Genomic DNA, 19,959 nt, shown 5'->3' with positions numbered 1-19,959 from the left:
CGGGAACCGGTATAAGAGGGTGCGCGAAGCGCATGTTCACACGCCGTGTCGTATTTTTCAGTCATTGACGTTTATGAAAATCGCCATGAAACCAGCATCCGAGAATTACTCGCGAATGGCTGAGCTTGCTTCGTCGGCAGTTTCCGCCCGCCGTTTAAACGCGCTCAAAGCCCGTCGGAAACGCTGGCTGGCGTTTCATCTTTATCTCGGCTTGAGCGCGGGATTGTTGCTGGCCGTTGTCGGTCTGACCGGCGGCATCCTGGTGTTCTACCAGGAACTGCAGGAGATTTTGAACCCGGAGTTGTCGGTCGTATCCTTACCGGCCGAGGGGAGGCGCAATTTACGCCCATTGGATGACATAGTCGCGGCGGCCGAAAACGCTAAACCGGCGGGCAGCCACTTTTTTAAAGTGTACTACCCACGCAAAGCCGATATTGCCTATAAATTTTTATATTTTGTCCGGGAACAAACCCCGTCAGGCAAGGGTGACGGCTATTACATTTTCGTCGATCCTTACACCGCGCGAGTTCAGGGCTTACAACTCTGGCATCCGAAAGATCGATACTGGGGTCGGCCCTTGGTCAGTTTCATCATGCAACTGCATTGGTGTTTGCTGATGGGCAAAAGCGGCGGCACTATCGTCGCGATTCTCGGCGCATTTTCGATTATTTCGGTATTGACCGGCTTGATCGTCTGGTGGCCGCTTACCGGCAAATTCAGACAAGCACTGACATTTAAAGCCAAGGTGGGCTCGGTCAGGTTTAACTTCGATCTGCATAAAACCGCCGGCTTCTATTTCAGCATCGTGTTATTGCCGGTATTGTTTTCCGGTATTTACATGACCCTGCCTGAGCGAGTAGACGTAGTAGTCAAGCCGTTCTCGACGATGACCCGGCCCAATGCCTACAGCGGTATTCCGGAAACCATCGATAGTGCCACTCCGGTTGAGGGACAAGTGGCGATAAGCTCGTTGCGGGTGGAAGCGATCGTGCAGCAAAACTACCCCGGCGGCCGGCTATGGATGCTGAATGCCCCCAAAGACAGAACCGACGTGTTCCGGGTCATGAAGCGCGACATCGAAGAATTAAGCCGCTTCGTCGGCTATCGGGAGATTGCCGTCGATCAATACAACGGCGAAATTCTGAAAGTCTATGATTCCGGCACCGGCTCCAACGCCGACGTTTTCTACGATTGGCAATGGCCCTTGCATAGCGGCCATGCCTTCGGCTGGCCGGGGCGGATTCTGGTGTTGTCGAGCGGTTTGGCTTGTCCGGTATTATTCGTCACCGGCGTGATACGCTGGCGCCAAAAACGGCGGGCCAAACGAATTTCGCGCGTGCTTGGTTCGGTAACGTCGGGCCGATGAAGGCGGTTTTGATTGGTCCGAGCATCGAAACGATTTAGCGTGCGGCCAGTCTTCCGTCGCTTGCGTAACTCGTCGACTGCCACCAAAACCGACACGCCGGTCATGGAAACGCCGTTTTCGATACAAGTCGTCCCTAAGCAGGTGTTGGAAGACCGGCAGTCGGTCAGATTGGATAAACCTAAAAAGGGCAGTTGGCGTGTATTGCGGGCCGTTCGTGCTGAGCAACGTCAAAGCATGGACGGCTCGCAATACACTCACCAAACGGGTGAATGAAAAATCCCGCGCGCCCTTCGACAAGCTCAGGACGAACGGGATTTTTCATCGCCAAACTGCTCTTTTTAGGATAAAGCCTTGGAGAACGTCAGCGACGTGATTCCGGCCGGCGGCGTCGGCGCGGCTTACGGCCAGCAAAACGGTTGGGTGATTCGCGGCTTCGTGCCCCAGGATTACTATCGGGACGGCATGCGGGTGCCCAGCATCCGTATTGCCGACGGTTTTCGCGAGTTGGCGAATATCCAAAAAGTGGAGGTGTTAAAAGGGCCGGCGTCGATTCTGTACGGGCGGATGGAGCCTGGCGGCATCGTCAACCTGGTCACCAAAAAACCGTTGGATGAAGCGTATACCGCCGTTGCTCAGCAGTGCGGTTCCTACGACTTTTATCGCACCACCGTGGACAGCACTGGACCGATCACCGGCGACAAGTCGCTGTTATACCGGGTCAATCTGGCCTACGAGAACAGCGGTTCGTATCGCGATTTTGTCGAACACGAGCGGGTGTTTCTGGCGCCGAATCTGCGTTGGAATATTTCCGATCGAGCCCGCTTGGATCTACATCTGGAATACCAGCGCAGCAACAATGCCACCGACTACGGATTCCTGGCGCCGAATAACAGCAATCGACCGGTTGCGCCGGCCAATTCTCTAAGCCTGTCCGGACCCGACAGCAAGCTGGATTCGGAACGCATCAGTTTTGGGTTCGACCGGTCGCACGCTTTTAACGACAATTGGAAAATCAATCACCGTTTCGACATCTCGTATTTGCCGCTCAGCGATTTGAATCCGCAGTTCGTGCCGATCGGTAGCCGCCAAGGACTTACACTTTGCCGATCCTAATCGGCCGTTACAAGCCTATACGCCGGTGTCCAACGCCGAAACCGCGGTCAAGCCCCGCTTCGGCATTGTCTGGCAACCGATCAAGGAAGTCAGCGTTTACGGCAATTACGTCGAGAACTTCGGTTTGAGCCAAGGACACAATTCCAATCAGCAACCCTTGCCGGCCTTGACCGCGCAACAATACGAAGCCGGCATCAAAACCGAATGGTTCGGCGGTAAGCTGACCGGTTCGTTGGCCTGGTTCGAGATTACCAAGCAAAATCTGCCGATACTGGATACCAGTCCCCTGGGTTTGCTGAACGGCGCGATGGTGGCGATCGGCGAAGTACGCAGTCGCGGCGTGGAAATGGATGTGGCCGACGAGATATTGCCGGGTTGGCGGGTGATCGGCAATTACGCTTACGTCGATGCCCGAGTCATCAACGACAGCGACAACTCGGGCGGTACCGGCAACGTAGGCCACCGCTTACCCAACGTGCCGCGCAACGCCGCCTCGCTTTGGAATACCTACGAATTGCAGGACACGGCTCTGCGCGGCTTGAAATTCGGCGCGGGCGTGGTGATGCGGGATCAGCGCGAAGGTGATTTGACCAATGATATTCAATTGCCGGGTTACGCGACCGTGGACTTGATGGCCAGCTAGGGCTTCAAAGTCGGAAAAACCAAGTTGACCACCCAAATCAACGTCTACAACATATTGGACAAGGGCTATTACGAAAGTACCAATGGCGCTTTATCGCTGGTGCCTATTGGTTACGGCATCATGCCAGGCGCGCCGACGACGGTGATGGGCATGGTCAAGGTGGAGTTTTAAACCACCACCCCGCCGGCCTGATACGTTTGTGTTTGGCGCAAGGAGCAAGCTATATAGTGTCGAAGTCGCTCTTTTATTCAGATTTAAGCAACGCCGTCATACCCGCCGGGATGCGGGCGTCCAGTGCAGCTTCGATCCGTCCGTGGGGTCTGGATTTCGACAATCCCTGCCGAAATGACGAGCACTACCGAGAATCTGACAAGGTAGAATTAACCACTACCGGTTTCTCCTCTAGGCGTAAAGCAGTTCTTTCCCATAGAATACGCGTGGTAATTTAACCGAGGGGGCAACGGCCCTCCGTAACGCGTGCCGGGAGGCGGGATGAACGAAGACGATTGCTTGGGTTTTTTCGCCGCGCAAAGCGAGGCGTTTGCCGACACGTTGGCGGCGCGGCGCGGCCGCCCGGATTTGATCGACGGCCTATTGTCCCAGGCCTTCAGTAGCTTTGACGGTAACGTCGCCGAAGAAACCGAAGGCCATCCGCCCATCGCTTGCGACAAGGGCTGCGCCACCTGTTGCACGTTGCGGGTCACTGCGACCGCGCCGGAGGTGTTGTTGATCGCACGCTATATTCGCTGGACCGCGAGCCAGAACAGCGAATTAGGTCTGGCCGATCTACTCGCCAAGGCCGATCGTCAAACCGCCGGCTTGAATGAAGCGGAGCGAGTTAAGTTGCGGCGGGCTTGCCCGTTCATTCGGCGCGGTGCTTGTGCGATTTATCAAGTGCGGCCATTGGCCTGTCGCGGACACGCTTCCTACGACCGGCGCGCTTGCGTCGATGCATTTGCCGGTCGCGCCGATCGGGTGCCGATTTCCGAGCCGCACCGCACTTTCCGCGGTTTGATTCAGAACGCGATGCAATCGGCGTTGCGCGATGCCGGTTACGCCTGGGAGTTATACGAGTTGAACCGCGCGGTGACGATGGCGCTGGGTGATGCGGATAGTCAAGCGGCGTGGCTGGTGGGTGAAGACGTATTTTTTCCGGCCGCGACTGGCGACGTGGGGCGCGAGGAAATGGCGCGCACTTTCGATACGCTGAAGTTGCTGGCCTGAGTCTGGCCTGTTGGGCGCTAGTTACGATCGCTCGGCGCCGGCCGATGCCGGCGGCAGCGGATTTAAAACGGCGTGGGAGTTGGCGACGATACCTTTTGCATTTCAGAGTGAGGCGCATCCGCTCCGTCAACCTCGGGGTGCGGGAAAAGACTCTGAAACTTGAAGTGCGATGACGACAGTACGGTGTTACTTACGAATACAACGAGATTCCCTAATGAATGCCCTTGATGAATCCTTAACTGAAGCGCACATCGCCGATTTGGTGCGGCGCTTTTACGGAAAGGCCGCCGCCGACCCGGAACTGCAGGCGATATTCGACGCCGCCATCGACGACTGGGACGCGCACCATCGCATCGTCGAAAACTTTTGGTCGCATGCCTTGTTGCAGACCGATCGTTACCACGGTACGCCTTACCCGGTGCATGCCCGTTTACGCTTGAAGCTGGAACACTTCGATCGCTGGCTGGCGCTGTTCAGGGAAACCGCTGTCGAAGCGTTGCCGGCTGAAGCGGCCGGCCGGGCCATCGCCAAAGCGGAACAGATGGCGGAAGGTTTTAAACACGGCATGTTTTTCGATTACAACCCAGTCAAGTCGTGCTAGCCTGGGTTCTTCGCCCGGAAATCACCCCTTTCCACCCTTTAAAACCGATCAGCGGAGACCGCTTTAGGTCTCCGTGTATAAAACCTTTGCATTACAGTGCTTAAGTTTTCTATAATCGGCGGCTTTTTAGGGCATTTTGTCCTATCCCTTGCTTCATCGCCAATCCACGGCGGGAGGCTGTTTAAACCGTAAGGAGAAATCATGCGTCATTACGAAATTGTCTTCTTAGTCCATCCTGACCAAAGTGCTCAGGTGCCGGCTATGGTAGAGCGTTACAAATCCACCGTCGAAGAGGCGGGCGGGAAAGTCCATCGTCTGGAAGATTGGGGCCGTAGACATTTGGCCTACCCGATCAAAAAAATCCACAAAGCCCATTACGTGCTGATGAATATCGAATGCGGCCAAGCCACGCTCGAAGAACTGGAAGCCGGTTTCCGTTTTAACGATGCCATCCTGCGCAGCCAGACCCTGGCGCAAAAAGAAGCCGTGACCGCGCCTTCCGCGATTGCCACCAGCGGTGGCGACGGCCAAAAATCCGGCGGCCGCGGCAAGGACGAAGTCGAGGAAGAGCAGGAAGAGCCAGAAGCACCCGCTGTGGAAGAAACCGAAGCGGCAGCGACCGATTCCGAATAATTTATCGAGAGTAATAACATGGCACGTAACAATATCAGACGTAAAAAGGGTTGCCGTTTCAGCGGCGAAGACGCAATCGTCATCGATTACAAAGATCTCGATCTGCTCAGCGAATACATTACCGAGACCGGCAAGATTATCCCAAGCCGCATCACCGGTACCAGCGCGAAATATCAACGGCAACTGACCTCGGCGATCAAACAGGCTCGCTTCCTGGCGTTGCTGCCGTTCTGCGACGCGCATAAATAATTGACGCCGGGGAGGGCGGCGTGCGGTTTTTAGCGACTTTCATCATGAAAGGACGGATGTCGGCAATGACGGTGGCATCCACCGCCGCGTTGCTATCGCTGCCTTTTCCTCCGGCAAGTATTGTAAGTTCGGCCTCGGTGGCTTTAGTCACGTTGCGGCGAGGCGCCAGCGAAGGTTTGTACGTACTGATTTGCGCCTGTCTGGCAGCCGGCTTATTGAGCTTGGTGTTGCTGGGCGGTTACCAATTCGCACTGTTGTACGGCTTAGTGTTGTGGTTGCCGGTCTGGCTGATTGCCATTGTGCTGCGGGAAGGCCGGTTACTCAGCGTGGCGGTTGAAACGGCGGTGGGTCTGGGTATTTTGGCGGTAATTGCCGTGTATTTGTTTTTGAGCGAGCCCGCCGGTTTATGGCGCGGCGTGCTCGAATTGCTGATACAACCCATGTTGGCCGCCAAACCGGATATTCCAGCGGTTAATGTAAAAGAGGCGGCGGATAAGTTTGCGCATTATATGACAGGCGTCATCGCGGCCGGCAGCATTTACGGTCTGTTGCTGGGCTTGTTTTTGGCGCGCTGGTGGCAAGCCTTGTTGTATAACCCCGGCGGCTTTCGTAGCGAGTTCATCGCTCTTGCCGGACACCGGCCGCTGGCTTTCGCAACCTTGGCCCTGCTGGGTTTCGCCTCGGTCACGTCCGGGCTTGCCTCCGAGCTAAGCTGGAACGTATTGCTGGTGTTGTTCGCGTTGTACACGACGATAGGCACGGCCTTGCTGCATGCGGTATTCGCCGCCGGTAACTGGGCGCGTTTCATGGTGCCGCTGTTATATATCACGCTGGTTGCCGTTCCGCATGTCATGGCGTTAATCGCGCTTTGCGGCGTCGTCGATCCTTGGCTGGACTTACGTAATAAATTCAAATCCAACGGGGCCTGAGGCTCCTAATTTTCGACCGATGGTCGATACGAGGTAATTAAGATGGAAGTCATTCTTCTGGAAAAAACCGCCAACTTGGGCAACCTGGGCGACAAAGTCAGCATCAAGGCTGGCTATGGCAGAAATTACTTGATTCCGCAAGGCAAGGCCGTATTGGCCACGCCAGCGAAAATCAAGGAATTCGAAGAACGCCGCGCCGAACTGGAAAAACAAGCCGCCGACAAATTGGCCGCTGCTACCGCTCGCGGCGAAGCCTTGAGCAAATTGAGCATTGTCATCGCTCACAAAACCGGCGACGAAGGCCGTCTGTTCGGTTCCGTCGGCACCCACAACATTGCAGACGCGGTGACTGCGGCCGGCGTTAAAGTCGAGAAACACGAAGTTCGTTTGCCGAACGGCGTGATTCGCAACATCGGCGAGTACGGCATCGCATTCAACCTGCATGCCGACGTGGTCGTGACCTTACCGATCAAAGTCGTCGCCGAGTAATCCGGTATGATCGTCGTAACCGGAGGGGCCGGCTTCATCGGCAGCAATCTGGTGCTGGGGCTGAATGCTCGCGGTTACGACGATATTTTGGTGGTCGATCATTTGACCAACGGGGTCAAATATAAAAATCTGGTCGAGTGCCGGATCGCCGACTACCTGGATAGAAGTACTTTTCTGGAACGTCTCCAACAAGGCGCGTTCCGGGCCGAAGCGATAGAGGCGATTCTCCATCAGGGAGCTTGTTCGGCGACGACCGAATGGGACGGCCGTTACATGATGGACAATAACTACGAATACACGAAGACGCTGTTTCATTATTGCCAGAGCCATAAAATCCCGTTCATTTACGCGTCCAGCGCCGCGACCTATGGCGCCGATCCGACGTTCAAGGAAGAATTGGCCTACGAAGGTCCGCTGAACGTCTACGGTTATTCCAAGTTTCAATTCGACCAATACCTGCGCCGGCAAACACAGTTGACCGCCCAGGTCGTCGGGTTGCGTTATTTCAACGTCTACGGTCCGCGCGAAGCCCACAAAGGCAGCATGGCCAGCGTTGCGTTTCATCTGAACAACCAAATCAAACAAGCCGACGCGATCAAGCTATTCGAAGGTTGCGACGGTTACGGTAACGGCGAGCAACGCCGCGACTTCGTTTACGTCGGCGACGTGGTCGACGTCAATTTGTGGTTCCTCGATCATCCGGCGGTTTCCGGTATTTTCAATTGCGGTACCGGCCGCAGCCAGACCTTTAACGATGTCGCCAACGCCGTCATCGCCTATTACGGTCGCGGTCGTATCGAATACATTCCCTTCCCCGAGCACCTAAAAGGTTGCTATCAGAGCTTTACCGAAGCCAATCTCGATAAATTGCGCGCCAGCGGTTGCGACCTGCGGTTTAAAACCGTCGAAGAAGGCGTGCGTTTATATATGCAATGGCTGAACAGCTAAGATAAAAACGCTGCAACAACCTCTGCGAAAACTCCATACACCCCTTCGTAACAGGACGCCGCAACTGGTTGTTCTGCGACACGGTGGCTGGTGCTCAGGCCAGCGCCAATCTCTATTCGCTCATCGAAACCTGCAAAGCCAACCGCATCGATCCCTACAGCTATTTGGTGGAATTGTTCCGTCTGTTGCCGCAGGTCAAAACCGTCGAAGACTTCGACGCCCTGCTACCTTGCAACAGGGCAAGTGTTCGCTGCCAGCTTATTCGATTTCGCTTCCAATTCGGTGGCGTTGAATCGTAACGCGCCACCTTCTCCGGCGGCGTTGGTAAGGTAATTCCGATTGTCCCAAATGTGTACGCCGGGTCATGAGTTGCTTTGTGTCGGCTAGCGCTTGCGTCGCGATAGGTTTAATCCGCCCCACGCCGTTTGTGCGGGATCGTGTTAACCTGAGATTTTATCCAAACCTAACGGTATGCCACGCATTATCCTGATTCGCCATGGTCGGCCGGCCGTGGCGCTGACCGGCAGGGCCAGGGCTCGCGAGCTGGCCGGCATTGCTCGCGCCTACCAAAACGCCGACATCGTCGATACGCCGCCGCCGGCAACGTTGGCGATCGCCGCCGGCGCCAAGCGGGCGGTTTGCAGCGATTTGCCGCGCGCCCGGCAGTCGGCGCGGGCCTTGGGATTCGACGATCGGCAAGCGGCGGAGGCGGTGTTTCGCGAAGCGGCGTTGCCGCATTTCAGTAGCGGTGCTTTAAAGCTGCCGATTTCGGTTTGGTTGACCTTGTTGCGTTTGGCATGGTTGGCGGGATATGCCCGAAATGGCGAATCGTATCGCAACGCCAGGCGCCGCGCGCGGACCGCGGCCCAGCGCTTGATTGGCCTGGCCGCCGAACTTGAGCCGGTGGTCTTGGTGGGGCATGGCGTCATCAACTACTTGATCGCGCGGGAATTGCGGGCCCAGGGCTGGAGCGGTCCCGCGAAACAGGACCATGACTTTTGGGCATTCGCGGTATATCAGCGGCCCGGCACCGCTTCGGTCGGCGATTAAGCGGCGTCGGCCAATTCCGGTATCAGGCGGCGCAGCCGAAAGTAGGTCGCCAGATAGGTCAGCCAGGCCAGCAACGCGAACAGCGCGCACATGCTAAACAGCGTTGGGTAATCGGCGCCGCCGGCCAGCAGCGATGCGGCGAGGTTGGGGCCGAAGATTTGCCCTAAGCCTTGCGCGGCGGGAATCAGCGACGAATAGCGGCCGGAGTGGTCGGCGTTGGCGATAAAACCCATTTGATACACGTCGATAAAAATCCACAGCCAATTGAACGCCAACAGGCTCAGCGTCACGCTCGCGGTATTCATGCCCAAGCCGAGCAAGCCGACCGCCGCCGCCATCATCATCAACGCCGCCAATAGCGGCCTGGCCAAGCCGAAGCGGTTGCTGATCCGGGTCGCCAGCAAGCAACCCAAAATCCCGGCCAGCGAACCCCACACCAGCAAGCGGCTGATCCAATCCGGCGCGACGCCGGCCGAGCGGGCCGCGAGTTCGATATAGGTCCAATAACCGCCGATGTTGGTATAGGTCAGCAATATCGCCAGCAGGCACAGCCAAACCAGATAGGCCGGCACGCGGCGATGTTCGACGCGGTGGCCTTCGCCATTCTCGACATCGACGGCCACGTCCAACTGGCGGTCCGCGGCGTGGGCGGGCATCCAGTTCAGCCCCGCCAGACCGAGGGCGTAGGCCGCGATGAAACCGGCGTAAATGCCGTTCATCGACAAGTGCGGCAATACCTGCAATTCCAGCGCCTGGGAAAACGCGAACGCGAACAGCATGCGGTTATAGGCCTGGGCCGGCCGCGCGGTGGCGCCCAGATTGGCCACCGCCACCGACGTGTACAGACCGCTGCCCAAGCCGGCCAGCAGTCGAAGAAGCAGCGTGATCGGGTATTGTTGATAACGCAGACACAAGACATTGGCGACGATCACGGTCAGCGCGCCCAGCCATACCAGGCGCCGCCGGTTGCCCTTGGCAATCAAGGCCGCGCCCAGCGCCGCGCCGGCGGCCAAGCCGCCCAAATCGGCGCTGGACAGCCGGCCGACCTGTTCTTCGGAAAACCCCAGCAAGGCCACGCGTGCGGCACTGATCGCCGGCAAGGCCACCAACACACCGTAGCCGACCAGCGTCATGTACAGCGAAATCGCGATGGATCGCCCATCGTCGAAGGGCGAGCGGAAATGATGGAGACGACTGGCGGCGGCGGTCACGGGGCTTGGCGAAGCAGACAACAAAACCGCGATTTTACAGGCATCCGGATGCAGGGTGGGCCGGCTTCCGGCAATGTGCCGCAACCCCGCGCCGCCAAGGCCTTGGATTGCCGGTTCGGCCGGCGATTGGTTGAGCCTTGCGTGGATCGTTGACCTCGCCGAAGCGGAAGCCTTTGTGGATGTCGCGCCGCCGGTCTTTCCGATCGATCGACAACGGCGACGGCACGGCTTCCACAGCAAAATTCATCGCGCATTGCCGGCGCGGATTGGGCGGCGACCGCGAAACCGGAGCGGACCTGGGTCAAAAACGCCTGGGCGGCGGCGGTCTCCGCGCTCGGATCGACCGCGACCGCTCGCAACAGATCGCAGCGTGGACGGCTTATCCGATCCAGCGCTGCCGCGTTAGCGCTCCGTTGAGTTTTGCGCCGCCGATGCCGTTGATACCCGGTGCCGAGTATTTTTTGCCCGGCGTCGAGCCAACGATACCCGGTTTTGGGGCTGCGCTTTCTAGCAATTTAGGTTTTTGATGTTTGAAGTTCCCTTCGGCTCCGCTCAGGGTACGGTTGAGGCTCGACCGGGATTACGGTCAGGGAACGGTTGAGGCCCGACCGGGATTACAGTCAGGGAACGGATAAGTCGGCCCAACTCCGCATGAGGGACGGACGGATAAAACCCGGCCCGGCTCCGCTCGGGGAATGGTTGATGTTTGAGGTTCCCTTCGGCTCCGCTCAAGGAACGGTTAAGACCCGATTGTTTGGTTTCATTGCACTTACGTTGTAAATGGTCGGGTCGGCCGCGTAATTCAAGCACCAGCGAGCGCGTATTTGACCGGACCCAGGCGAATGGCCTTTTAACGGTCCCGAGGCCGGATCAATAATCATGTTACCGGCCCAATCTAGCGTTGGTCCGCCAAGAGGCGGGCCCTGCGTTTTTGCCGCCAGCGGATGAAACCGGTCACGTACAGTATCGCCGGTACCGGACCGCAGGCTATCACCAACAGTTGTCCGGCCAAGCCCAAGGCCTGACCGCTGTGCAGGCCGAATTGCCAGGCGTGAAAGCGGTCGCCGGCGCTGAGGTGGGCCGGGTCGGTTCGGTGCAATAGGGCGCCGGAATATTGATCGATGGTCAGGCGATGGCCGGCCAGCGTCGGCGTCACTTCGTCGCCGCCGAACAACTCGACGACGTAGACGCCGTCCGGCATGGTCGGCAAGGCCAGCGTCGCCGGTTTGCCGCCGGGAAAATAGCGCCGCGCCGCCGCGACGGCGGCATCCACCGACAGCGCGAGGCCGGCGCCGGGCGTCGAGTGCAAGTCGTCCGGCGCGGTCGTCAGCGGCGAAAAGCGATCGACGATGGCCCGGCTTTGCGCCGGAAAGTTCATGTAGGCGCCGGTGAACAACAACGCGGCGAACACGACAAACCCATAGCTCCCGGCCAATTTATGCAGATCGAACACCCGCCGTTGGCGGCTGGCACCGGCCTTGGCCGTCAACGCCGCGCGCCATTTGCCGGGGGTCGGCCACCACAACGCGATACCGCTCAGGACCGAAACCAAACCGATCAAGCCGATGCCGCCCACCAGGGTTTGGCCGGTTTCGCCCAGCCAAAACGAGTCGTGAAATCGGTAAATCACGGTCATGATCGGTCCGTGCCAACTGCAACAGGCGGCGAAGTCGCCCCACAAGCGCTGGCCGACCACGCTAGCGGTGTAGGGATCGATGAAAATTTCGTAGCTGTCCGGCGATGCCGGCAGGCGGTAACTGAAGCGGAAGGCTTGATCGGCGCGCTGCGGAAACATCAGCCAGTCCAGCGGCGCGGCATCGGCCGGTAGGTAGGCCCGCGCCGCCGCGATGATTTCGGCCAAGGGCCGCGTCACCGCGCCGGGCGGAACCGCTACCCGCGTCAGCTCACGATTCAACCAGGCATCCAGCGGCCAACCGAACACGATCAGGCTGCCGCTCAGGCCGATCAGCGTTAGCGGCAGGCCCAGGATCAGGCCCAGATAACGATGCAGCCTCAACCAGAGGCCGCGTAGGCGCTGGCGGCTCATTCAATACTCGATACGCAACGAGCCCATGAAGGTGCGCGGCATGCCGTAATGGATGACCTGGCCGCCGTTGCTGCCGGAGTAATAGGTCTTGTCCAGCAGGTTGTCCACGTTCAGCTGCAGGCTGGCCCGGCTGCCGCCGAGCTTGAGTTTATAGCCGGCCATCAGGTTAAAGGTGGCGTAGCCGGGTAGGGTGTAGCTGTTGTCGAAGTCGCCCTTGCGGTTGCCGATCGCGGTCGCGCCGCCACCCAGCGTCAGACCGTTCAGGTCGCCGGACTGGAATTCGTAGGTGGTCCACAAGCTGCCGTTGTGGCGGGCGACGTTGGGGTTGCGCTTGCCGGTTTTGCCGGGCGTCACGTTGCCGGTGCCGTCGTCGGCATAATCCTTGGTGACTTCGACGAAGGGGGTGTAGGCGTAGGCGCCGATGATCTGCCAGCCGGGCAGGAGCTTGCCGGCCAAATCGACTTCCAGGCCGCGGCTTGCTACTTCGCCGATGGCCACCGAGCGGTTGGGATGCAGCGGATCGACGGTCGGCATGTTTTGCTTGGTCAAGTCGAAGTAGGCCAGCGTGCCGGTGAAGCGTTCGTCCCACAGCTCGGTCTTGACGCCGACTTCCCATTGCCGCGCGGTTTGCGGCCGGAGCGGCTTGTTATCCTGATCGAAGGCGTTGGTCGCGCCGAAGTTTTCGGTGTAGCTGCCGTAGACCGACAATTGCGGAATCGGCCGCCACAACAGACCGCCGCGCGGGCTGACCCGGTCGTCGACGTAGCTGCTGAACGGCGCGAAGTTGTCGGTGGTGGTGGCGTTGTCGTAACGTAAGCCGCCCAGGGCGTGCAGGTTGAAGGGCAGTTTGACTTGGTCCTGCAAATATACGCCGTACCACTCGGTCAGGCTACCGTACTGGCCGGCGCTGCCGTCGGCCAGCGACGGCCGGTTGGCCAAATGGCTGGGGTTGTAAACGTTGATTGGCAAGTCGCCGATGTAGTCGGCGTAAGCGGCCACTTCGTCTTGCTGATAGTAATCGCCGCCGAGCAACAGCGTGTGCTTGGCACCCCAGGTGTCGAACTTGCCGGTCAGGTCGACGTTGGTGAAATAAGTGTTCATCGTATCGGTTTGCTGACCGTAATAGCGGCTGTCCACGCCGTCGCCAATCCAGCCGTTGCGGCCCACATACACTTCGTCCTCGGTGACCAGCTGCGTGTTGAAGCGTTGCTTGATGTTCCAGTCTTCGTTGAAGTCGTGCGACCAATTCAGCCCCACCAAGATCTGTTCGTTATTGCGCTTGGCCCAGGATTCGCCGAGATTGCGTTCGCGCGGCAGTAGAATCGGCTTGCCGTTCAGCGGCGGAATGCCGATGTCAACCGGCGAGCGGATGTTGGCGTATTCCAGTTCCAGGCCAACGCGGGTGCGCGGGCTGATTTCCCAGACCAGGACCGGCGCGACGAAGATGTTTTCGTTCTTGTTGAATTCCTTGAACGAGTGGGCGTCTTCGTAGGACAAGTTCACCCGGTAGCGCAGCGATTTGTCGGCCGTTAACGGACCGGTCGCGTCGATCGCGGTGCGGTAAAAATCGTAAGAGCCGAATTGCTGTTGCAACGAATAATACGGATCGGCCAACGGTTGCTTGGTAACGATGTTGATCACGCCGCCGGGGTCGGCGCGGCCGTACAGAATAGAGCCGGGGCCTTTCAGCACTTCCACTCGCTCCACGTTGGCCATTTCCCTGGGTGAAAACAACCCCATCCGCAGGCCGTCGCGGTAGGTGTAAAAACTTTGAAAGCCGCGCACGTTAAAGCTTTCCACGGTCAAGTTGCCGGCCGGCTCGCGGGTCACGCCGCTGACGTTTTGCAGCGCCCGCTCCAAACGCACGCCTTGCTGATCCTCGATGACTTGTTGCGGAATCACCTTGACCGAAAACGGGGTTTCGATCAGCGCGGTATCGGTTTTGGTGGCGGTCGCGGCGGTAGGGCGGGTGTAGTCCGGATTGTAGGGGTTGGTGCTGTCGTAAATGGCATTCGCGGTGACGGTCACCGCGCCCAGTGTCGAAGCGCCGTCGTTACCGGCCGGCTTGAGGGTGACGGTACCGTCGGCGCCGATATGGAATGTCAGGCCGCTACCGGTCAGTAGGCGGCGCACGGCTTCCGTCAGCGTGAAATCGCCTTGCAGCGCCGGGCTGGTCTTGCCGGCGGCCGATTGTTCGGCATACAGCATCGCTGCGCCGGACTGGGCCGATAGCTGTTGCAAGGCCGAGACCAGGCTTTGCGCCGGAATGTTAAATCGGTGGATGCCTTCCTCGGCGTAGGCTTGCGCGGACATCAGCGCGATGCCGGCCGCCAGGCGTTTGATTGTCGGTGTCATATTCCTGTTCTCCATTTTTGGGGGTTACACAGGCATAGACGCAGCGGATTGCAAATCCCGCCAGCAGAGACGATTTGTGCCGCTTCGAGCTGGTTCGGAAGACTTGGGGGCATGTTCCCAGGCCGCGCCGCAACCTATGTTGATTTGGCATCCCGTCCAGCCTTCCAGCCAACCCGCGAACACCGAAAACCGATATGGCCCGTATCTTGAATACTTTTTAAGCCAAGTCGCGATAAGATGGCCGGTTTGCTCGGTCCGGGTCGGCCGGCCGACGGGACCCGCGGCTGCCGTCGCGTCCGATGTCGGGTGGACGTTCGCGCGGCGGGCGTGCCGAGATTGTGTGGAATCCGACAAATTCGAATTTAATTGAAGATTAATCAAACGAGGAGATGAAACCGTGCCTGGATTATTAGCCCATGTCGATCCGGATGGCTTGTTGGAATATTCGGTGGTCTACACCGACCGCGCGACCAATCATATGTCGGTAGTGTTTCAGGAAACCCTGCGCGACATCTCGCGCATTCTGAAAACCGTTTACAACGCCGAAGCGGCGATCGTCGTGCCGGGTTCAGGGACTTTCGGCATGGAAGCGGTGGCGCGCCAATTCGCCACCGGCAAAAAATGTCTGGTGATACGCAACGGCTGGTTCAGCTATCGCTGGACCCAGATTTTCGAGATGGGGGCGATCCCATCCGAAGCGGTCGTGCTGGCGGCCCGGCCCAACGAAGCGGGACCGCAACCGGCCTATACGCCGGTACCCGTCGAGGAAGCGGTGGCGGCCATCGCCCGCGAGAAACCGGATTTTGTGTTTGCGCCGCACGTGGAAACCTCGGCCGGCATGATGTTGCCTGACGATTATCTGCGGGCGCTGGCCGACGCGGTGCACGCGGTTGGCGGGCTGTTTGTGCTGGATTGCATCGCATCCGGCACGGTCTGGGTAGACATGAAGCAGCTTGGCGTGGACATCTTGATCAGCGCGCCGCAGAAAGACTGGAGCGCGTCGCCGTGTTGCGGCCTGGTGATGCTGGGTGCGGCGGCGCGCGAGCGCATCGACGCTACCACCAGCACCAGCTTCGCCGCCGACCTGAAAAAATGGTTGCAAATCATGGAAGCTTACGAGCAGGGCGGCCACGCGTATCACGCGACGATGCCGACCGACGGTTTGCGCGGCTTGCGCGCGGTGATGCTGGAAACCGAAGCCTACGGTTTCGCCAAGGTTAAGGACGAGCAGCTGGAATTGGGAAGTCGCGTGCGCGCCTTACTGGCCGAACGCGGCTTTAAATCGGTCGCCGCGACCGGTTTTGGTGCGCCGGGCGTGGTGGTGTGCTACACCAGCGACGACGACCTCAAGACCGGCAAGAAATTCGTCGATCTGGGTTTGCAGATCGCCGCCGGCGTGCCGTTGCAGTGCGGCGAAGGTGCGGATTTCAAAACCTTCCGGCTCGGTTTGTTCGGTTTGGACAAGCTGCAAAACCTCGACCGCACCGTGGCGACGCTGGCGGCGGCTTTGGACCAACTGTAAGACTCTCCGCCGGGCCGGGGCCGAGCGGTGTCGCGACGGCGCCTGGCCGAAGCCGGGTTGCGGTGTTGCCGGCGGCGGGGCGCGGCAACTCTGTTAAAATGCCGCCTCCTACTTTTTTAGGGCCGGGCTAGTTCTACTTTGTGAGATTGGTTGAAGATCGTCATGCCCGCCGGGAAGCGGGCATCCGGTGCCGTGGATGGTCTGCTAAATCCGTCCATGGCGTTTGGATTCGCTCCGCGCTCTAACGGGTCCGGCCTCCATGCCGGAATGACGATGCTTATTGAGTCATCTGACAAAGTACAACTAGGCCCAGCCTCTCTATCTAACGGATATTTTCTTGATCTCTACAGCTAACATCACGATGCAATTCGGGGCCAAGCCCCTGTTCGAAAACATTTCGGTCAAATTCGGCAACGGCCATCGCTTTGGTCTGATCGGCGCGAACGGTTGCGGCAAATCGACCTTTATGAAAATCCTCAGCGGTGATTTGGAGCCGTCGGCCGGCAATGTCAGCATCGCGCCCAACGATCGCATCGGCGTGTTGCGTCAGGATCAATTCGCCTACGAAGACCGCCGCGTATTGGACGTGGTGATGATGGGCCACGCCGAAATGTGGGCGGCGATGTCGGAACGCGACGCCATTTATGCCAATCTGGACGCGACCGAAGACGACTACATGCGCGCCGCCGAGTTGGAAGCCGTATTCGCCGAATACAACGGTTACACCGCCGAATCCCGAGCCGGCGAACTGTTGCTGGGGCTGGATATTCCGCTGGAGCAGCATAACGGTCCGATGAGCGCGGTCGCCCCCGGCTGGAAACTGCGGGTGTTGCTGGCCCAGGCCTTGTTCGCCGATCCCGACATCATGTTGCTCGACGAGCCGACCAACAACCTGGATATCAACACGATACGTTGGCTGGAAAACGTGCTGAATGAGCGCGAATCGACGATGGTGATCATTTCCCACGATCGGCATTTCTTGAACAGCGTCTGCACCCACATGGCCGATCTGGATTATGGCGAGCTGCGGGTATATCCGGGCAACTACGACGACTATATGACCGCCGTGACCCAGGTCAGGGAGCAATTGTTGGCCAGCAATGCCAAGAAAAAAGCCCAGATCGCCGAATTGCAGACCTTCGTCAGCCGCTTTTCCGCCAATGCGTCCAAGGCCAAGCAAGCCACGTCGCGGGCGCGGCAGTTGGAAAAGATCAAGCTCGATGAAGTCAAGCCGTCCAGCCGGGTCAACCCCTTTATTCGTTTCGACCAAGCCAAAAAACTGCATCGCTTGGCCGTGGAAGTGGAAAACCTTGGCAAAGGCTATGGCGAGCGGCCTTTGTTCGAAAACCTCAATTTGATGATCGCCGCCGGCGAGCGGGTGGCGGTGATCGGCCCCAACGGCATCGGTAAGTCCACCTTGTTGAAAACCCTGGTCGGCGAATTGGCGCCGGATCAAGGTGAGGTCAAGTGGGCCGAAAACGCCGATGTCGGCTATTTCGCGCAAGACCACGCCGAGGATTTTGCCGAAGATCTGACCTTGATCAATTGGATGGGCCAGTGGCGCAAGGAAAGCGACGACGATCAGGTGATACGCGGAACCCTGGGGCGTTTATTGTTTTCGCAGGACGAGATCAATAAATCGGTGAAGGTGCTGTCCGGCGGCGAACAAGGCCGGATGCTGTTCGGCAAGTTGATCCTGCAGAAAAACAACGTGTTGGTGTTGGACGAGCCGACCAACCACTTGGACATGGAATCGATCGAATCGCTGAACATCGCATTGGAAAACTACCCCGGCACGTTGATTTTCGTCAGCCACGACCGCGAATTCGTCTCGTCGCTGGCGACCCGCGTTATCGAGTTGACCCCCTGCGGCGTTGTCGATTACCAAGGCGAATACGAAGAGTATTTGCGCAGCCAGGATATTGCGTAGTCCCGTCCGCTTACTTAAAACGGCTCGGCACGATGCCATATTTTTTCAGCTTGGCGTAAACCGCTCTCGGCGTTAGCCCCATCGCGTCGGCGACCGGTTTGACGTTGCCGCGATGGTTTTGCAATGCCTGCCGCAGGAAGGCCGATTCGGCGTCATCGACCAAGCTTTGCTTGTGCGTTCGCCAGTCGTGGCCGACGGCGACAGGTTGTCTGTCCAGCTCAAGACGGGTCAATTCGCTGCCCTTGCAGAACAACACGCTGCGTTCCAACGTGTTTTCCAGCTCGCGCACGTTTCCGGGCCAATGGTAGGCGCGGATTTGTCCCATCACGTCGCGGCTGACCGACTGAACGTTTTTCGCGTAGGCTTGGTTCAGGCGTTTCAAGATCAATTGCACCAGATGTGGCAAGTCTTCCGGTCGTTGAGCCAACGGCGGTATCCATAGGCGCACCACATTCAAGCGATAGAATAAGTCCTGTCGAAATAAGCCTTGTTCGACGTGTTGCGTCAAGGATCGGTTGCTGGCCGAAACGATCCGCACGTCGACGTGCAAGGTGTGCTTGCCGCCGACCCGCTCCATCTCGCCCTCCTGAATCACGCGCAATAAGCGGGTTTGCGCGGCCGGGGACAAGGCATCGACTTCGTCGAGAAACAGTGTTCCGCCCTCGGCGCGTTCGAAAAAACCTTGATGAACCTCGATGGCGCCGGTAAACGCGCCTTTTTCGTGGCCGAACAACGCGCTTTCGATCAGACTTTCCGGTATAGCTCCGCAATTGATCGCCACGAACGGTTTGTGACCTCGGTCGCTCATCGCGTGTATCGCTCGCGCTATCAACTCCTTACCCACGCCGGTTTCGCCGTTAATCAGTACCGTGGCCTTAGTCGGCGCCACGACTTCAACTTGTTGCAAGACGCTTTGCATCGCCGCCGATTTGGCGACGATGGCCGGCGCTGGTTTGGTGGGATGACGCTTGGGTAGGCTCCACCAGACGTTACGCATCCGCTCTTCAATCCGCGAATGCAGCGCGGCCATTTCCAGCTTATCTTCCGGCTGATCCTCGCGGCGATATTCCAGACCGGGTTTGCCGACGGCGCCATCGCGCCGAGTGTGAATGCACACTTCGCAACCCCCGTTTTGCCGAGCGATGCTCTGGCGGATTTCGACTTTGGCGTAGCCGAAATTCCGGGCGGCGATTCCGCCAAACACGCTCGAGGTCATTCGACATAGTTCCGGAAAATTGCTTACGCCGTCCCCGAACGGACAACGGGTGTTAACGACGGTAATGGTGCCTGCCTCCACGGAAGCTAGCGAAAAATTGCCGCCGATATGATTTTTTAGAGCCAGAATCAAGTCGATGTAGGCGTCCTGGTCCAGTTCGCCGGACCGTCGGTATTCGGCTCGGTAAGTTTGCTCGAAGTACAGACCGGCACTCTTGGCGATGCGCTCGATCAAGGATTCGCAGTAGTCGCCGCCTTCCTGTTCGCAGGCGTGCATCAATTCCAGGATGAAGGTTTGCAGAAAAAACGCCGGGGAAATCTGGGAAAAATCGTGTTCGTTCATCGATCGCTAACAATTGAAATTAAATTTCACTTATTGAAGCACGGATTCGCGATTTGGCCGAATGGCTTGCGGTAGGTCTTTGATTTTACGC

20 protein-coding genes and 1 pseudogene are annotated in these 19,959 nt (G+C 58.4%); 16 read left to right on the top strand and 5 right to left on the bottom strand.

From position 1 onward, the window contains the following. Positions 1 to 85 precede the first annotated feature (85 nt). The 14 genes and pseudogenes from ACQE3E_RS12530 (at position 86) to ACQE3E_RS12465 (ending at position 9,245) form a co-directional block, all read left to right on the top strand. Entirely contained in the window at positions 86 to 1,366 is a 1,281-nt protein-coding gene (locus ACQE3E_RS12530; RefSeq protein ID WP_313730201.1) for a PepSY-associated TM helix domain-containing protein, read from the top strand. Positions 1,367 to 1,405: 39 nt separating this feature from the next. Then, positions 1,406 to 1,639: a hypothetical protein gene (locus tag ACQE3E_RS12525; protein ID WP_313730202.1), complete on the top strand. Its 234-nt coding sequence runs from the start codon at positions 1,406 to 1,408 to the stop codon at positions 1,637 to 1,639. A gap of 78 nt (positions 1,640 to 1,717) precedes the next feature. Then, complete coding sequence (locus tag ACQE3E_RS12520) at positions 1,718 to 2,479, top strand: TonB-dependent siderophore receptor (protein WP_313730203.1); 762 nt, start codon at positions 1,718 to 1,720, stop codon at positions 2,477 to 2,479. A gap of 25 nt (positions 2,480 to 2,504) precedes the next feature. Then, entirely contained in the window at positions 2,505 to 3,122 is a 618-nt protein-coding gene (locus ACQE3E_RS12515; RefSeq protein WP_313730204.1) for a TonB-dependent siderophore receptor, read from the top strand. Between the two features lie 24 nt (positions 3,123 to 3,146). After that, positions 3,147 to 3,293 carry a hypothetical protein gene (locus tag ACQE3E_RS12510; RefSeq protein ID WP_157197905.1) on the top strand — a complete coding sequence of 49 codons (147 nt, stop codon included), beginning with the start codon at positions 3,147 to 3,149 and terminating at the stop codon, positions 3,291 to 3,293. Positions 3,294 to 3,614: 321 nt separating this feature from the next. Next, positions 3,615 to 4,346 (top strand): YkgJ family cysteine cluster protein, encoded by a 732-nt coding sequence (locus tag ACQE3E_RS12505; protein ID WP_313730205.1) that lies wholly within the window; start codon positions 3,615 to 3,617, stop codon positions 4,344 to 4,346. A 214-nt stretch (positions 4,347 to 4,560) separates the two neighbouring features. Further along, a complete protein-coding gene (locus ACQE3E_RS12500) occupies positions 4,561 to 4,947 on the top strand; it encodes a group III truncated hemoglobin (RefSeq protein ID WP_064029782.1) in 387 nt (128 codons plus the stop codon). A gap of 201 nt (positions 4,948 to 5,148) precedes the next feature. Then, a complete protein-coding gene (gene rpsF, locus ACQE3E_RS12495; protein WP_064029780.1) occupies positions 5,149 to 5,580 on the top strand; it encodes a 30S ribosomal protein S6 in 432 nt (143 codons plus the stop codon). Positions 5,581 to 5,598: 18 nt separating this feature from the next. Beyond that, positions 5,599 to 5,829: a 30S ribosomal protein S18 gene (gene rpsR, locus ACQE3E_RS12490; protein ID WP_013818223.1), complete on the top strand. Its 231-nt coding sequence runs from the start codon at positions 5,599 to 5,601 to the stop codon at positions 5,827 to 5,829. Positions 5,830 to 5,849: 20 nt separating this feature from the next. After that, the gene (locus tag ACQE3E_RS12485; protein ID WP_281020188.1) at positions 5,850 to 6,758 is read left to right on the top strand and encodes a hypothetical protein; all 909 of its coding nucleotides are present in this window, start codon (positions 5,850 to 5,852) and stop codon (positions 6,756 to 6,758) included. Positions 6,759 to 6,800: 42 nt separating this feature from the next. Next, positions 6,801 to 7,247, top strand: coding sequence for a 50S ribosomal protein L9 (gene rplI, locus ACQE3E_RS12480; protein WP_064029775.1), 447 nt, complete (start codon positions 6,801 to 6,803; stop codon positions 7,245 to 7,247). Positions 7,248 to 7,253: 6 nt separating this feature from the next. Then, a complete protein-coding gene (gene rfaD, locus ACQE3E_RS12475) occupies positions 7,254 to 8,195 on the top strand; it encodes an ADP-glyceromanno-heptose 6-epimerase (protein ID WP_313730206.1) in 942 nt (313 codons plus the stop codon). A 14-nt stretch (positions 8,196 to 8,209) separates the two neighbouring features. Then, positions 8,210 to 8,494, top strand: a pseudogene (locus ACQE3E_RS12470) (transposase domain-containing protein); the annotation flags it as partial. A 172-nt stretch (positions 8,495 to 8,666) separates the two neighbouring features. Then, positions 8,667 to 9,245 (top strand): phosphoglycerate mutase family protein, encoded by a 579-nt coding sequence (locus ACQE3E_RS12465; RefSeq protein ID WP_313730207.1) that lies wholly within the window; start codon positions 8,667 to 8,669, stop codon positions 9,243 to 9,245. On the opposite strand, the gene ACQE3E_RS12460 is transcribed toward ACQE3E_RS12465, so the two are convergent. The 4 genes from ACQE3E_RS12460 to ACQE3E_RS12445 form a co-directional block, all read right to left on the bottom strand. After that, positions 9,242 to 10,456 (bottom strand): MFS transporter, encoded by a 1,215-nt coding sequence (locus ACQE3E_RS12460; protein ID WP_313730208.1) that lies wholly within the window; start codon positions 10,454 to 10,456, stop codon positions 9,242 to 9,244. The two genes, ACQE3E_RS12465 and ACQE3E_RS12460, sit on opposite strands and share 4 nt — an antisense overlap. Before the next feature lie 34 nt (positions 10,457 to 10,490). Next, on the bottom strand, positions 10,491 to 10,703 hold the full coding sequence (locus ACQE3E_RS12455) for a hypothetical protein (protein WP_313730209.1): 213 nt from the start codon (positions 10,701 to 10,703) through the stop codon (positions 10,491 to 10,493). A 648-nt stretch (positions 10,704 to 11,351) separates the two neighbouring features. Then, positions 11,352 to 12,503: a PepSY-associated TM helix domain-containing protein gene (locus ACQE3E_RS12450; RefSeq protein WP_313730210.1), complete on the bottom strand. Its 1,152-nt coding sequence runs from the start codon at positions 12,501 to 12,503 to the stop codon at positions 11,352 to 11,354. Then, positions 12,504 to 14,858, bottom strand: a complete 2,355-nt coding sequence (locus ACQE3E_RS12445; RefSeq protein ID WP_313730211.1) for a TonB-dependent siderophore receptor — start codon at positions 14,856 to 14,858, stop codon at positions 12,504 to 12,506. A gap of 397 nt (positions 14,859 to 15,255) precedes the next feature. Between ACQE3E_RS12445 and ACQE3E_RS12440 the strand changes: the two genes are divergently transcribed. Both ACQE3E_RS12440 and ACQE3E_RS12435 read left to right on the top strand, forming a co-directional pair. After that, on the top strand, positions 15,256 to 16,380 hold the full coding sequence (locus ACQE3E_RS12440) for an aminotransferase class V-fold PLP-dependent enzyme (RefSeq protein WP_313730212.1): 1,125 nt from the start codon (positions 15,256 to 15,258) through the stop codon (positions 16,378 to 16,380). Between the two features lie 337 nt (positions 16,381 to 16,717). Next, positions 16,718 to 18,310 (top strand): ABC-F family ATPase, encoded by a 1,593-nt coding sequence (locus ACQE3E_RS12435; protein ID WP_427500593.1) that lies wholly within the window; start codon positions 16,718 to 16,720, stop codon positions 18,308 to 18,310. 10 nt (positions 18,311 to 18,320) lie between these two features. Here the strand turns inward: ACQE3E_RS12435 and ACQE3E_RS12430 are convergent, their stop codons facing one another. Beyond that, positions 18,321 to 19,868 carry a sigma 54-interacting transcriptional regulator gene (locus ACQE3E_RS12430; RefSeq protein ID WP_064029752.1) on the bottom strand — a complete coding sequence of 516 codons (1,548 nt, stop codon included), beginning with the start codon at positions 19,866 to 19,868 and terminating at the stop codon, positions 18,321 to 18,323. Positions 19,869 to 19,959 lie beyond the last annotated feature (91 nt).

The sequence above is a fragment of the Methylomonas sp. MED-D genome (assembly GCF_050276835.1).
Classification (GTDB): Bacteria; Pseudomonadota; Gammaproteobacteria; order Methylococcales; family Methylomonadaceae; genus Methylomonas; species Methylomonas koyamae_A.
Note: the sequence above shows the minus strand (reverse complement) of the source record. Positions and strands in the feature narration are given on the sequence as shown.

Bases quoted from the DNA above. Each gene is read 5' to 3' on its own strand.
- rpsR (WP_013818223.1), top strand. From the start codon at position 5,599: ATGGCACGTAACAATATCAGACGTAAAAAGGGTTGCCGTTTCAGCGGC.
- ACQE3E_RS12455 (WP_313730209.1), bottom strand. From the start codon at position 10,703: ATGAATTTTGCTGTGGAAGCCGTGCCGTCGCCGTTGTCGATCGATCGG.
- rpsF (WP_064029780.1), top strand. From the start codon at position 5,149: ATGCGTCATTACGAAATTGTCTTCTTAGTCCATCCTGACCAAAGTGCT.
- rfaD (WP_313730206.1), top strand. From the start codon at position 7,254: ATGATCGTCGTAACCGGAGGGGCCGGCTTCATCGGCAGCAATCTGGTG.
- ACQE3E_RS12530 (WP_313730201.1), top strand. From the start codon at position 86: ATGAAACCAGCATCCGAGAATTACTCGCGAATGGCTGAGCTTGCTTCG.
- ACQE3E_RS12500 (WP_064029782.1), top strand. From the start codon at position 4,561: ATGAATGCCCTTGATGAATCCTTAACTGAAGCGCACATCGCCGATTTG.
- ACQE3E_RS12505 (WP_313730205.1), top strand. From the start codon at position 3,615: ATGAACGAAGACGATTGCTTGGGTTTTTTCGCCGCGCAAAGCGAGGCG.
- rplI (WP_064029775.1), top strand. From the start codon at position 6,801: ATGGAAGTCATTCTTCTGGAAAAAACCGCCAACTTGGGCAACCTGGGC.
- ACQE3E_RS12430 (WP_064029752.1), bottom strand. From the start codon at position 19,868: ATGAACGAACACGATTTTTCCCAGATTTCCCCGGCGTTTTTTCTGCAA.
- ACQE3E_RS12445 (WP_313730211.1), bottom strand. From the start codon at position 14,858: ATGACACCGACAATCAAACGCCTGGCGGCCGGCATCGCGCTGATGTCC.
- ACQE3E_RS12450 (WP_313730210.1), bottom strand. From the start codon at position 12,503: ATGAGCCGCCAGCGCCTACGCGGCCTCTGGTTGAGGCTGCATCGTTAT.
- ACQE3E_RS12465 (WP_313730207.1), top strand. From the start codon at position 8,667: ATGCCACGCATTATCCTGATTCGCCATGGTCGGCCGGCCGTGGCGCTG.